Annotated in this window: 11 protein-coding genes and 1 riboswitch; of the genes, 8 read left to right on the forward strand and 3 right to left on the reverse strand. The window is 49.0% G+C overall.

Annotated elements, in window-relative coordinates; all coding sequences use genetic code 11:
- Nucleotides 1-8 precede the first annotated feature (8 nt).
- The 7 genes from CLV98_RS06715 (at nt 9) to CLV98_RS06745 (ending at nt 9,697) form a co-directional block, all read left to right on the forward strand.
- Nucleotides 9-4,280: a PA14 domain-containing protein gene (locus tag CLV98_RS06715; RefSeq protein WP_109673520.1), complete on the forward strand. Its 4,272-nt coding sequence runs from the start codon at nt 9-11 to the stop codon at nt 4,278-4,280.
- 140 nt (nt 4,281-4,420) lie between these two features.
- Nucleotides 4,421-4,621: riboswitch (cobalamin riboswitch) on the forward strand.
- Between the two features lie 31 nt (nt 4,622-4,652).
- Nucleotides 4,653-5,879: an ABC transporter substrate-binding protein gene (locus CLV98_RS06720; protein WP_229203246.1), complete on the forward strand. Its 1,227-nt coding sequence runs from the start codon at nt 4,653-4,655 to the stop codon at nt 5,877-5,879.
- On the forward strand, nt 5,876-6,967 hold the full coding sequence (locus CLV98_RS06725) for a FecCD family ABC transporter permease (protein ID WP_229203247.1): 1,092 nt from the start codon (nt 5,876-5,878) through the stop codon (nt 6,965-6,967). The genes CLV98_RS06720 and CLV98_RS06725 overlap by 4 nt, the downstream gene beginning before the upstream one ends.
- On the forward strand, nt 6,964-7,989 hold the full coding sequence (locus CLV98_RS06730) for an ABC transporter ATP-binding protein (protein ID WP_109673521.1): 1,026 nt from the start codon (nt 6,964-6,966) through the stop codon (nt 7,987-7,989). The genes CLV98_RS06725 and CLV98_RS06730 overlap by 4 nt, the downstream gene beginning before the upstream one ends.
- Before the next feature lie 100 nt (nt 7,990-8,089).
- Nucleotides 8,090-8,491 carry a hypothetical protein gene (locus CLV98_RS06735; protein WP_109673522.1) on the forward strand — a complete coding sequence of 134 codons (402 nt, stop codon included), beginning with the start codon at nt 8,090-8,092 and terminating at the stop codon, nt 8,489-8,491.
- A gap of 31 nt (nt 8,492-8,522) precedes the next feature.
- Nucleotides 8,523-8,921: a nuclear transport factor 2 family protein gene (locus tag CLV98_RS06740; protein WP_109673523.1), complete on the forward strand. Its 399-nt coding sequence runs from the start codon at nt 8,523-8,525 to the stop codon at nt 8,919-8,921.
- 170 nt (nt 8,922-9,091) lie between these two features.
- Nucleotides 9,092-9,697, forward strand: a complete 606-nt coding sequence (locus CLV98_RS06745; RefSeq protein WP_109673524.1) for a GNAT family N-acetyltransferase — start codon at nt 9,092-9,094, stop codon at nt 9,695-9,697.
- 49 nt (nt 9,698-9,746) lie between these two features.
- Here the strand turns inward: CLV98_RS06745 and CLV98_RS23400 are convergent, their stop codons facing one another.
- The 3 genes from CLV98_RS23400 to CLV98_RS06755 form a co-directional block, all read right to left on the reverse strand.
- Nucleotides 9,747-9,908: a hypothetical protein gene (locus CLV98_RS23400; protein WP_158281209.1), complete on the reverse strand. Its 162-nt coding sequence runs from the start codon at nt 9,906-9,908 to the stop codon at nt 9,747-9,749.
- Nucleotides 9,909-9,918: 10 nt separating this feature from the next.
- Nucleotides 9,919-10,593, reverse strand: coding sequence for a peroxiredoxin-like family protein (locus CLV98_RS06750; RefSeq protein WP_109673586.1), 675 nt, complete (start codon nt 10,591-10,593; stop codon nt 9,919-9,921).
- A gap of 166 nt (nt 10,594-10,759) precedes the next feature.
- A complete protein-coding gene (locus tag CLV98_RS06755; RefSeq protein ID WP_109673525.1) occupies nt 10,760-11,176 on the reverse strand; it encodes a hypothetical protein in 417 nt (138 codons plus the stop codon).
- A 1,535-nt stretch (nt 11,177-12,711) separates the two neighbouring features.
- Between CLV98_RS06755 and CLV98_RS23725 the strand changes: the two genes are divergently transcribed.
- A complete protein-coding gene (locus CLV98_RS23725) occupies nt 12,712-14,754 on the forward strand; it encodes a DUF5723 family protein (protein WP_211319981.1) in 2,043 nt (680 codons plus the stop codon).
- Nucleotides 14,755-14,756 lie beyond the last annotated feature (2 nt).

Here is a 14,756-nt window from a genome sequence, read left to right on the forward strand (position 1 = left end):
CTAAAATCATGAGAAATTTTTTCAGCCTATTTATAGGCCTGGCATGGCTATGCCCTATATTTATTGCCTTTGGGCAGTCAAATGCCCGCACCACCCAGGAGGAAGCTGACGACTTAATGGGATATCTTGATAAAAGCTATGTTACTTCGGGCATCTTGTATAACAGGGCCTTTCCTGCTGCCTCGCTTAACATTTTCGGTACGTCAGAAGTCTCCAATTCGGGACACTGGCTCGAAGCAAGGGCCGAACTCTACAAGGGCGCACTGAACACAAGTGGGTTACTCTCCACGGAATCATTGCAAAGCCTCATTTATCAGAGCAACAACGAGCAGCATATTGTACCTATCGGGATATCTTTGATCCAACTTCAGGAAATTAATTCCTCCGTCGTGGAGACGGACCCGGACGGCAGGCTCAGACTAAAGGCTGGCTTTTCTCCGTCACAGACGTTTAATACCAAGCAGGCAGTGGTAGCCTCGGCATTGGTTCCGTCAGTACCCATCGGAACAAGCAGCTTCCAGCTGCCACGCTGGGCGACATTCAGCAATCAGGGCGTGGGAATAAACAGTGTGGTGGTCAATTTTGGTGACGGAGGTAGCTCAAGGACCCTCACACCGGGAGGCTCTTCGGTACAGGTAACTTACGGCAACGCAGGGATCAAGCAATTGAATTTCACCATTACCTGTTCGGATGGCAGCCAGCGTACCGCCAAATCGGAGCTGGAGGTGATTCCCCAGGCACGCGTTAATATTAACTACCCTTATTTTGATGGCGTTTCAACGGTTGACTCCATACGAATAACGGCCGATATTCCCTTTCAGGGATATGACGAGACTTCGGCCTATAAGGGAAAAGGGGATGTATTTACTTACTATGCTGCCAGGCGTTCACAACTTCGTAAGCCTGTTATTCTTATTGATGGATTTGACCCAATGGACACTCGTGGCGGACAAAAATTTTATGATGACAATATGCAGTATATTGATGGAAATGGCCAACCACAATTATTAGGTCATAAATTCCGTGAAAACACGCCAGACAACGGGTATGATCTGATCATACTTAACGCGCCAACGTATGAATACACTTCCATTAATGAACTGATTTGCCCTCTTTTTAATGGTTATCCTTTCCCTACCACCAGTTGTTGGTTTCAGGATGTCCCGCGTTACCGTGCGGGAGGTGGAGATTATATAGAGCGTAACGCGATGGTACTGGTGAAGCTGATCCAAACGGTAAACCAACAACTGCAGGCCAATGGTAGTAATGAAAAGATCACTATAATCGGACCAAGTATGGGCGGGCTTATTTCCCGCTATGCGCTTCGTTATATGGAGCAAAACAATATGAACCATAACTGCAAACTTTGGGTTTCATTCGATGTCCCACATCATGGAGCCAATATTCCGGTAGGGCTACAGGATATGCTGGTACACATGGATAATGACATGAATCTGGAAGGCCCTCGAAAGGCAGTTAAAGAATTGCTACTTGCTCCGGCTGCACGGCAAATGTTGATACATCATTACGAAGGAAAAGTAAACGACCATCCAGGGGGTTCACCGGGGTTTCGTGATCGTTTTGTTCAAACGATGAACGCTATGGGCTTTCCTCAGGCTTCTTGCTTGCGAAGAGTGGCGCTTAACAATGGCAGCAAAAATGGGACCAATCACAATTTCCCTGCCGGTGGACAGGCTATGGAAATTAAGGCTGAGACAACTGCTTTGGCTACAATAACCTGTGCATTCACTGCGGGGTTCTTTTGTCTGGCTGCGAGTGATAGGTTTTTCAGTATGAAGGTTTTTACAGCGCCGTCAGGCAATATCCGGGGCAAGGTCATGGACAAGAGTTTTATAAACTTCGGGTGGGGTGGAGCCGAACGTTTTGTTTATGGGGTGGGTCAGCCCAGCATGGATATTCTGCCGGGTGGATATGGCGATTATTTTCAGCTAATTGTCGATCAGGCGAAATCAAAAAAATGGATGTATAAGACCATGGGCTCAATACAATTCTCGACACCCTCTTTTATCCCTTCCGTCAGCTCCTTTGCCCTAAAAAACCTGAATCGTGACTGGGGCGCTTCACTAAGCAATATCAATGTGCAGACAGATACGCCGTTTGATGCAATATATGCGCCAGATGCTAATGAGAAGCATACCATAATTACGCAGGCTGGCGTAGACTTCATCCGTGCGCAACTGGCCATCGCCGATCAGGGATGTACGCCCATTTACTATCTGCCTCTCCCGAACGGATGCTATACCATAAAAGCCAAGCACTCTAATAAATTTTTGCAGCCAGAAAATGGCAACAATGGGGCAAGGATCAGGCAGTATGGGGCTAATGGACAAAACAATCAGATATTTCAGCTTGAAAGTGTAAATTCTGATACATACAGGATCATTTCGCAGAGTTCCAACAAAGTGTGGGAGTTGGCTGGGGGTAACACCACTTCCGGCACGCCAATACAACAAGCGGACTGGAGTGGAAATTACTATCAAAGATGGAGCGTGCGATCTGTCATTGACGGAACCTATACAATTGGTGTTACCAGTAAGTTTGGCGTGGGCCTTGCTGATGTCGAAGGGATAAGCGGAAGCGATGGAGCTGGTTTACATTTTTGGGGCGAGACTAATGGAGACAATCAACGGTACTATTTCAATTCGGTGAGCTGTTCAGGCTCCAACCCACCAACAGGTGGAGGAACGGGCCTTACAGGCAACTATTTTAATAACCAAAGTCTAAACGGAAGCCCCAATCTTACCCGTATTGACGAAACAGTCAATTTCGCTTGGGGTGGTGATGGACCTGGGAGTAGTATTGGTTTTGATAATTTCTCCGTACGCTGGGAAGGACAGGTAGAAGCTCCGTATAGTGGCAATATTACCTTCAAAACCAACAATGACGATGGTACACGTCTATGGGTCAATGGTCAACTTTTAATTGATAATTGGGTGGATCAAGGCCCCACATGGAAAAATGGAATCATTTCGTTGACATCAGGACAAAAGTATAATATCAAAATGGAGTATTATGAGAATGGTGGAGGAGCACAAGCGCAGCTTTTTTGGGAATATCCGGGGCAAACCGAACAAATTGTTCCAAAAGTGCGTCTATTCCCACTCAATGGTTGTACCCCACCAGCTGCACCAACAGTAACTGCCAATCCAACGTCTATTACTTCTGGCCATTCAAGCCAACTTTCTGCAACAAACTGTTCAGGAAATATCACATGGTCGCATGGTCTTTCAGGAAACCCAGTTCAGGTAAATCCTACTGTCACAACAACTTATACCGCCACATGTACCGTGAATGGATGTAGTAGCTCATCCAATGTAACAGTTCCTGTTGGTAATAATACCTCCACCTGCAACTGTGGCTTTTCGCTTCTAAGTGCTACCCAAAACAGCGGGCAATACACGGCATCGTTTCAGTTCAATTCATGTAGTGTGTCCCAGGTCAACTGGTCTATATTGTCAGGTAGTACCGTGGTGGCCAGTGGGACGGCAAACGTAACGGCAGCCACTGTGCCCTTTACGGTTCCGTCCAGTGTCAATACTGGGAACTATACCTTAAAAGTGGATGTCATTAACTGTACTGGCACGGGCACGGTGGCTTTCAATTATACCAAACCGGGAGGGAACACGACCATAAACTGTACTACCTTGAATGGCCACTTCGATGGTGCAAACTGTGGAACGATGGGAGGATGGGCTTACGATTACAGCAACCCTAACACCCCCGTGTATATTGATATTTTGGAAGGTAGCACTGTAATTCAAAGCAATATACCAGCAGCCAATTTCCGACAGGATTTATTGAATGCCGGCTTAGGCAACGGAGTGCACGGATTTGAAATCAATACGCCATCCTCTTTGAAAAATGGTCAAAACAGAGTCCTTTCCGCCCGAGTGTCTGGATGTAGCTTTGTGCTTCACGATTCTCCTAGGACACTCTATTGTGCCAGTGGTGCCAGGATTGGCGTACCAGAAACTGGGCTGGAAACACCAGAAATGGAAACACAAACCAATACCCTACTTATAGTTTCTCCGAATCCCAATAATGGAGCGTTCAAAGTTAGTTTTGATCTTACTATTGGCGAAAAAGCAACCCTTACGGTATATGAAACAAAGGGGAATGCGATTTTCGAGCGGAGTTTGGTCGGAAAGGGAACGCACCAGGAAAAAGTAAAATTAGCGGATTCCAGTGCAGGAATATTCCTGGTAGAGCTCCGAAAAGCCAATGGCTTAAAAGTTAAAAAAATACTGGTATTGAAGTAATGGGCTAAAAATCGAGTAAGAAGTAAAGTTCACCACAAAGAGCCCCGAATCACATCAGGGCTCTTTGCATACCTCATTGGCTATGCGTAGTAAAAGGTGCCATTGATTTTTTAATGCCGATTTCCATTGCAATTCTTAGTATGTTTGCAGCAGAAAAGGGTAGCAAAGGGCCCATGGCCTGAAGCTTTAAAAGGGAATACCGGTGTAAAACCGGAACAGTCTCCGCTGCTGTAACCTCCATAATGTGCGTAGTTCATCAATTACCCACTGTCTGTAAAAAAGATGGGAAGGGGAACTACGACGGGGGAAGTCAGAAGACCTGCCTATACATCCATTTTACGCAACGCTTTCGGAAGAAAAGCAGGCCCATTTATGATGATTGCTACAAAATTTAAGCCTTCCCATTGGCTTCCCCAAGGGGGAATTTCTCGCCTATGCCTGATGTTTTACGGAATAATGGCCGTAGGCTTTTGCCTGTCTATGTTGGGATGCGGCGGCAGCTCTACTCACGAGGATACCGCCCAAGAGTCCTCCCCCACTACCGACTTGTACCCTGACAAAGTCGTTCTTAAACATGCCCAGGGCTTTTCTATTCGATATGCTGAAAATTATAAGCTGATAGAAATCTATACTTCCGCCGATACCAGCCGGTATGTGCTCCTTGAAAGGGGCACGAAGGCCCCTCAAGGCTTGGGCTCGGCCACCACCATCGAGATTCCCATCAGGAACATGGTCGCCATGTCGTCGATGCATATTGGTATGCTGACATTCTTAGAATCGGAAAAGGTGCTTGCCGGTCTGGGCAGCTTACAATATGTATACTCCCCAAAAGTGTTAGAACTCATCGCAGCAGGTAAGATAAAAGAGGTGGGAATAGACCAAGGGATCGATCAGGAAAAACTACTGGTGATGCACCCCGACCTGGTGATGACCATGGGTGGCCCCGAGAGTGGCCGTCAGCAATTTCCGGTACTCCAGCAGGCGGCCATCCCCGTGTTGGCCAATGCCGAATGGCTCGAAACCACCCCGCTGGCCAGAGCCGAATGGGTAAAACTCCTGGCCGCCTTGCTGAACAAGGAGGCGCTGGCTAATAAAAAATTTGCCCAAATAGAGGAAGCGTACCACCGACTCAAAAACCTTGCCTCTGCAGTCCCCTCCAAGCCCCAGGTATTGTCGGGACTCAACACCAAGGACAGCTGGTACCTCCCCGCTGGAGATAATTATATGGCGGTATTCTTCAAGGATGCTGGAGGAGCATACCCCTGGCACAACACAGCGGGTAACGCTAGCCTGCCGTTAAACTTTGAAAGTGTATATCCCAAGGCCCTCACCGCCGATATATGGCTTAATGTAGGATTTGACCCCGCCGACACCCAGCAGGGCATCCTAGCGATAGACACACGCTATGCCGATTTTAAATCGGTAAAAACGGGAAAAATGTATAGCTATAATAATCGGGTCAACGACGGGGGGGCCAACGACTTCTTCGAGTCGGGGATGATGGCCCCAGAAGTGGTACTGGCCGATCTCATCAAAATCCTGCATCCCGACTTGCTCCCTGAACACACTTTGGTATACTATAAACATTTGCCAAAATGAAGGAGCTACCCACCCCACCCGTTGACCGGCCTATGCCCCCTCACCAGGACTTCAGCCCTAAACATCGGCTATGGTTTGTAGCGCTCACGCTGACGCTGCTGGCCAGTTTTATGCTGGATATCATGTTGGGGTCGGTGCATATCCCGCTTCAGGAAGTGATCCAGATCATCTTCGGAGGCGAGGCCAGCGTACAAGCCTGGCAGCTGATCGTCGAAAAAATACGCATCCCCAAGGCCATTACGGCCCTGTTGGCAGGCAGCGCCCTGTCGGTAAGTGGCCTGCAGATGCAGACTCTCTTCCGCAACCCATTGGCGGGCCCCTCAGAGCTGGGCATTACGGCGGGAGCTGGCCTGGGTGTAGCCGTGGTGATGCTGGGAGGCGGTAGCGCTGGCGTATATGCCATCCGCGAACTGGGCCTATCAGGCAGCTGGCTCGTCATCGCCATGGCCTCTGCTGGCTCCGCTTTGGTGATGCTGCTCATACTGGCCATAGCCGGCCGCATTCGCGACCATGTAGTCCTGCTGATCGTCGGCCTGATGATCGGCGCCATCACCCTTTCGGTAGTCAGTATTTGGCAGTACTACAGCAACCCCGAACAGCTTCAGTCCTATATTCTATGGACCTTTGGGTCCTTGGGGGGCGTCTATGGCAGCCAACTCTATGTGTTAGGTACCATCGTAATAGTAGGTCTTCTTCAGGCTTTCTCCTCGTCCAAGGCGCTAAATATCCTATTGCTCGGCAACAATTATGCCCGAACCATGGGCCTTACCGTAGGGCGCTCCCGGCTGATCATCCTTTCGGGCACGAGCATCCTGACGGGCAGCATCACGGCTTTTTGTGGCCCTATCGGCTTCATCGGAATAGCCGTGCCCCACCTTACGCGCGCCTTGCTGGGCAGTTCCGACCACCGCATCCTGATACCCGCCTGCTGCCTGGTAGCTAGCATCTTGATGCTGGTCTGCGACATCCTCTCCCAACTTCCTGGCCATGCCGCCGTATTGCCCATCAATATCGTCACATCCCTTTTGGGTGCCCCAGTGGTGATTTGGGTGATAGTCCGTCACCAAAAAATTAGATCTACCCCATGACAACTCCATCTGCCGCTATCAGGACCGAACGACTGGCCGTTGGCTATAGACAGGGCAAAAACAAGCCTCCGGTGGTTATACTCGACGCCCTCAACGTTCAATTACAACCAGGCCAGCTTACCTGTCTGCTAGGACCCAATGGGGCGGGTAAGTCGACCCTCATGCGTACGCTGGCAGGCCTTCAAGCGCCTCTGGCGGGAGCCGTACTACTCGGAGCAACCAATATTCTCGACGAATCGCCGGAATATATGGCCAGAAAAATGAGTATGGTACTCACCGACCGCATCGAAGCCAATAATATGACAGGCCGCGAACTGGTGGCCCTTGGACGTACCCCTTACACCAATTGGTTGGGGACTTTGACCCCCTCCGACCAGCAAATGATAGACTGGGCCCTGGAGGTAGCGGGTGCCAGGCCATTGGCTAGGCGGCGTATCCACCAACTCAGCGATGGGGAACGCCAAAAAATATTGATCGCCAGAGCCTTAGCCCAAGACACCGACGTTATCATTCTGGACGAACCCACCGCCCATCTCGACCTTCCCAACAGGCTAGAGATGATGCAGCTCCTCCACGAGCTCGCACGTAAGACTCAAAAATCCATATTGGTATCTACTCATGAGCTAGACCTCGCCCTGCGCATGGCCGACAACCTCTGGCTCATAGGACCAGGCCGGCAGTTTACCGAAGGCATGCCCGAAGACCTGATCCTCAGCGGTGCCTTCGAAGCGGCATTTTCGAAATCGGGGCTATGCTTCGACAACAGCACGGGGAATTTCCTTATCGGCAACACCGCCATTACCCAAACCTACACCATTGCCGGAGAACCCCTGGCCTTGGAGTGGACCCGTCGTGCCTTACAAAAGCAAGGACTGGGCACCCATATCGTGACTGAGGATGCCCAAATCGAAGTGCGGCAATCGGCCCCTGGCGTCTGGACCTGGCATTATGTCCTTCCACCCACCGACCATCCTACCATCTATTCGCTCCTTAACTGCCTGTTGGCCAACAAGCAGCAGTAAGCTCTACCCATAAACGCTAAGCCGAAAGAATATTTTCCTGTAAAAATGAAAACCAATTGGCTAATTTGCTGGTTCATCAGTCTAGAATTGGAAAAACGACATGTTTAGCAAGAAAATAAAAATCATAGCCCTGGTCTTACTCTTGGTAGTGGCTGGTTTTATCATTTACGATTCCACCTCACAACCTACCCCCACCGACCTGAAAGGGGGCTTCAAAGAGGTAGCCCTCTACAGAAACCCCAATAATACGGGCCCTATCATCCGTATCTATGCGGCCACAGTAGCCGACCGGTCCCAAGCAGACTTGCAGGCCTATGGAAACATGATGCCCTACACGAAATATGGGGAGACGACCGTCTATTTTTTCGATGAACAGCAGGACTTCCCCAGTACCCTACAAGCCGACGACCCGCATTTCGATGCCCGATATAACGACAACTGCATAGCCGTATATAAAAAAGATGCCAACGGCCAGGTGTCGGTTACCGACGCCCCTTTTTAATGTATTCTATCCTACTTATCTAAATTAATATATGTCAGCACTAGAAATTGCTCAAAAATACTATTCCGCTTTCAACAACCAGGACTGGCAGGCCATGCTGGAGCTCGTTCATCCGGATATCCAACACGAGCCCAATGAAGGCGATACCCGCCACGGTAAAGCGGCCTTTACCGAATTCCTAAAAATGATGGACACGAGCTACGAAGAGAAACTCTCGGAAATGGTATTCTTTACTGAGCCCAGTGGCCAGCGTATCTCCGTGGAGTTTGTCGTGGATGGCATCTATAAAAAAGGAGATGAAGGATTCCCCGAAGCCAAAGGTCAGCGCTATGTACTTCCTGCCGCAGCCTTTTTGGAAATTACCGATGGCCTGATCAGCCGGGTAACTACTTATTACAACCTTAATCGGTGGGTAGGGTTGGTATCTTAAGGAAAAAGAGGAAAAGTTAAAGGCGGTGCGCCGGCCGGTTAAAAGTAGCTCAACCCTATTGCCTATAGCCTATTACCTATTCCTTACGGCTGTAAAAAGTACCGAAAGGCTATGTCGAGACAGAACTTGAAAAAAGGAAGTAAATCAATCCACTGCATTCTCTTTGTTTTATGAAAAAAGAACTCCCCCATTTGCATTTTGCAGGCAGAACGGGTCAAGAAATAGAATCGCTGGTTCCAGGCCTGGCCCAGTTACGGATTGGGGTATTCAAAGACTATCCCTACCTCTATGATGGAGACCTAGATTATGAGCAAGAGTATTTAAAAATCTATTCCCGATGTCCTCGGTCCTTCGTCTTTGCCGCTTACGACGGGACCCACATGGTAGGTGCCACCACCTGCATACCCTTAGCCGATGAGACTGCCGAGGTGCAAAAGCCTTTTCTGGAGGCGGGATACGATGTTCACAGCATCTTCTATTTTGGAGAGAGCTTGCTGTTGCCGCAATACCGGGGCCTGGGTATTGGCCACCGCTTTTTCGATGAGCGAGAAGCCCACGCCGCTAGCTTTGGCAGCTATACCCACACGAGCTTTTGCTCGGTAGACCGGGGCCACAGCCACCCGGCCAAGCCAGCCGACTACCGTTCCAATAACGCCTTCTGGCTTAAACGGCAATACACCGAACTGCCCGACCTACAATGCACCATGTCCTGGCTCGATATCGGCCAAGAACAAGAGACGGAAAAACAAATGATTTTCTGGATAAAAGATATTTAGCGGCGTTTGGTTTCGGGGTTTAGGGGTCTAGGATCCCGCTCTGCGGGACTCAACCACCGATACCGGCCCCTGAGCTATTCCCCGGCCCCTGAGCGGAGCCAAAGGGCCACTCAACCACCGATACCGGCCCCTGAGCTACTCCGGCCCCTGAGCGGAGTCGAAGGGCCACCCATCCACCGATACCAGCCCCTGAGCGGAGTCGAAGGGCCACTCAACCACCGCTAACGCCCCTGAGCTACTCCGGCCCCTGAGCGGAGCCGAAGGGCCGCAATAACCTCATCAGGCTCAGATCGGGTTCTATAGTCGACATTAACATAATTCCATTGTACGATCCCGTCAGGCCCCAATACAAAAGTCGCGGGAATCGGCAATATCGTACCGTTACCATGATTGATTTTTTGTAAATCCAGATTTCGATCTACCCGCATATGGTCTAATAAAAACTCAGGCACCTCCCAAGCCACGCCATATTGTGAGGCTACCTTTGCATCCTGATCCGACAACACCGTAAACTCCAATTTACTGATTTCGGTTTCTGTCATGGACCCATCCGGTACTTGAGGACTAATGGCCACCAATGTGGCTCCGAGTGCCTGAATTTCACTTAACCTGGCCTGTAAAGCCCTAAGTTGTAAGTTGCAGTATGGACACCAATCGCCGCGATAAAAAGTGACCACCACTGGGCCTTTCTCCAGCAAACTTTCTAAAGCCACCATTTTGCCCTCCCCATTCGGCAGCTCAAAATTTGGTGCTTTTTCCCCTATTTTAATGGCATCAGCCCCCTGTTGGAATGCTTTGGCATTTTCTATGATGGCATCGACGCCATTCATAAAGTCTGGATTAGCCTGCCGCCCCGCTGCAATCTTGGCCTCCGTTTGTTCTTTTAATGTTTTCATGGACTTCACTAATATATTTTTCGTTTTGTCTACCATTCTGAGACAAATACTCAACCAAAGGGTTAACCTAAGGGTTCAATGTCGGGGTTATTGCCCAGGGCGGACTGGATCATAGCTTGATGGTTTTGTCGATTTTATTAGATTCGTGTTTTTGTTTCACCCCTTTTTATATTCCGTTTTTGGCTAAGCTCTTGCTTGGCGCGCATCTGTAATCTATGGCTTCATGGTTCAAAGCAAAGAACAAAACACCTATCCACATCAGTAGCTTAAAAATGTCTTTGAAAATCTCCGAGATACAAAGTCCAGCCAATACCACCACATGCCCCCACAGTATTTTGTAAAGCACAATCTTTAATAACCAATACGTAGTTGCTTGGGAGGATACGAACATCCAATTGCTAAACGTACTCCACTGGAAGTACATAGTATTGCCAATTTCGACAAGAATAAGTTCTTTGGTACCGATACCGGCCCCTGAGCTACTCCGGCCCCTGAGCGGAGCCGAAGGGCCGCCCAACCACCGATAGAAACAAGCCATATACGGGGTTTCGACTCCGCTCAACCACCGATTGAAACGGGTCATCGCTCCCAGGCCCCTGAACGGAGCCGAAGGGCCACTCAACCACCGCTAGAAACAAGCCATATACGGGGTTTCGACTCCGCTCAACCACCGATTGAAACGGGTCATCGCTCCCCGGCCCCTGAGCGGAGCCGAAGGGCCGTTAACAGGATTTCAGGGATTAGGCATTAGGAAAGCCGCTAAATGTTTATTGTAAAAGAAAAGAGCATAACCTAGCGTTCATGAAAATGGAGCAAATCCAGCCTAAAGCCGATGACCGGCCGATTATGGCTCTTTTTGACGAGCCTTCGAAACCCCGAAAGGGGTGGCATATTCATAGCAACGAACGACACCTCAGAAAAACAAAGCCCCAGCGGGGCGACATCGGGACTTTCGGCGGTCGGCTTATTAGTACTAGATGCAACAGAAGCGAGCCCTACCAGTACAGACACGCTTATCCTAGCCGCTTATCCTGATCGGTTCATTGGTATTGATGATAATAAATTTGTATTTTTGCAGTACGTTTTAAAAAACTATTGTTACTATAGCAACTTAATATAATTGTTAATGAGTAAACGACAGAAAATATCCTTCCAAACGATTAATTGTGGCAAAGTTAGCCCAATTGACGGTAATCAGTTTACTGCTTCGAGCCACAGAATAAAAAATGCCATGGCTGTTGTAGTTAGAGATTATAAAAAGCTTGAGGCCACATCAAGGATTGATGCACGCAAGCTCGTTTTGAATGCTTAATGGATTTGCAACAAAAAAACTGGACAAATAATTAAGCCCGGTTATAGACTGATTGAATTTCCGTCTACCGTGGGACACCTCAAATTATCAGGAGGATTTTGTCTTTTGTCCTTCCAAACTGTTCCGGTGACAGATATCCAATTGCAGAAAGTCTTCTGAGCCTGTTATACCGCAGCGGCGGCCACCAGATTTCAATGAATCAGAATCGTTCTTGCTCTGCCTGCTTTACGGATATGAATTTACGGTTCCCTGTTACAATTTTAAAATCTTAAATCGGATCGATCGCCGAAGCGAAAGCTTTCCGCAGCTGCATTATCCCAGTGGTCCGCTGCCCGTTTAAATGTCAAAAGCCCCGACAAGGCCTAAAGCCGATGGCCCTTTTTGACGAGCCTTCGAAACCCCGAAAGGGGTGGCATATTAATAGCAACGAACGACACCTCAGAAAAACAAAGCCCCAGCGGGGCGACATCGGAGCTTTCGGCGGTCGGCTAAGGGCGGGCGGTAGCAGCGTCGGAATGCTTCCTTTATTTCTGGTTTAAGGACAGAAAAAGGTGTTTAATAATATTAAAAGGGGCAGCTGAAGGCCTAATTCCACTAGCTTACAGCCTAAAACCCCATACCTAAATCCGACGGCTGCCCGTTAAAATGTCAAATGCCCCGCCAATGCCCAAGGCCTATTGCAGACGGCTACCTATTCCACACCATTTACCGATAAATAAATACGGAGAACCGATCATCGTAATTATAGATATTTTCGACCAACTTTTTAACTAAAAACGAAAATCTCTCTAACCGGTTTGGTATTTATGCAAAAACTATTACTCTTTTTGTTCCTAACTACCGGGTCGGTTTTAGGGCAAAGTCTTCAATCCTTTCATATAGACAATTATGCTGGAAGTAATGGAATATACCTGAATCCCGCCAGTATTGCCTCTAGCCATTGGAAAGGCTATCTAAATGTAGGGGTGGCCTCTTTTGGCGCTTCGACCAGCCCGCTCAAAAGAGAGACGGTCCTGCTATCGGGCAAAGCCCTGAATCTGAATGGTAGCACTTACGGCCCGAATTCCAACGACCTAAGGGGCCCAGCCCTGATGATTCAACTCCGTAACAACCATTCGTTCGGAATTTCGACCCGGTACCGGAGTGTCAACAACATAGAAAGTGGCTATAATGCCATCGCATTTCTACAAAACGAACAAGACATTCGGCCTAATGCAACCGACGTCGGGCTTATCAGCGATGCATATTCCGAATACGCCTTCTCCTATGCGGCACCGATTTGGGACAAGAATGAGCATTTTCTAAAACTCGGGGCTACTTACAAAATAATATCGGGATGGCAATCCATGGCCCTACGAGGCCAAGCCACGGCCGAGGAAGTCAACGGGCAAGACGTATTGCAGGTCAACAACTTTGGGGGCAGGGCCTCCGACTGGGCTTTTGCCTCCTCCCTTTCCTGGTCCGATGTCTTTAGCAACAAAGCTCCCGGTAAGGGCTATGGTTTGGACTTTGGGGTACTCTACGAATTCCGTCCAAAATATCAGGAAAACCAGTATTTATTAAACGGCAAACAGCGCACCGACCCTACGGTAGCGGGCTACTTGGTAAAAGTCGGGCTATCCGTGATGGATATTGGGAAAATCAACTATGCCCAGTCCCAATCGTTTGAAAAGGCCGAATCTTTTCAAATGGACAGAAGCCAGTATCAATCCCTGGACAATATCACCGAGGTCGCCGATCGGCTGATCGACGATGCTGGAATCGAAAATTCCTTAACCACCTCTGCCGTTACGGTTTCGTTGCCCCAGATATTCAATTTGTATGCTGATGTCAATATCGGGAAAGGTTTTTTTGCCAGCGTCATCTATCAGTCTGCCAGCACCAAAAAAGACATAGCCGTTCCAGTTTCATCTACCATTTCTATAGGGCCCAGATACGAAAAGAACGATTTTGGTTTTGGAGTGATGGCCCACCGACATCAGTTATCCAAATCCACCACCCTCGCTACAAATATTCGTTTGGGAATTTTTAGCTTCGGTACCGACCATCTATTCGGATTTTTCAAAAAAGGCCCAAAGCCTCCCCATCTGTACGCTGGATTCTTTATCCCTTTTGGCAAGTGGAAAAGAGAAAGAGACGATGATCAGGACAACGTTTCCAATAGGAAGGACCAGTGTAACGAAATATCAGGACTATGGGCTTTTAAGGGCTGTCCCGATACCGACAACGACGGCATAGAGGACCGGCTCGACAAGTGCCCGTCGGAGGCCGGGCCCCAAGAAACCAATGGCTGCCCCGATACGGACCAGGACGGAATATTCGACAAGAGCGACGCCTGTCCTACTGTGGCAGGACTGGTGCAGTTCAACGGCTGTCCCGATACCGATGGGGACGGCATCCCCGACCATGAAGACAAATGCCCCGAGGTGGCAGGAGTGGCGGAACTTGGGGGCTGTGCGGACAGCGACCAGGATGGGCTCGCCGACCAGGACGATAAATGTCCGCAGGAAGCTGGTCTCCGTGAACTTGAAGGATGTCCCCTACAAAACCTAACTCCCGTCAATACCCTGCAAGAGGGGGAGCGATTGGTGGGCGAATTGGCTACGGTACTACTGGCTGGCGACACCTTACCCACCGACCTTGAAAGCAGGCTTAAGGAATGGCTAGAAAAACAGTCAGGAGGAAGCTTGAATCTGACTTTTTCAGGCAAGGATCAAAACCAGTTGGTCGAGATCGCCGGTCGATACAAGGATGCTTTGAGCATTCGCTTTGGAGATAAGATTACCGCAGCGGTACTACTTTCTGAATCCGACACCATTGGTTTACTTGTCGAGCTGGTTCGTCCATAAAC

This window comes from Dyadobacter jejuensis (genome assembly GCF_003149085.1).
GTDB classification, from domain to species: domain Bacteria; phylum Bacteroidota; class Bacteroidia; order Cytophagales; family Spirosomataceae; genus Dyadobacter; species Dyadobacter jejuensis.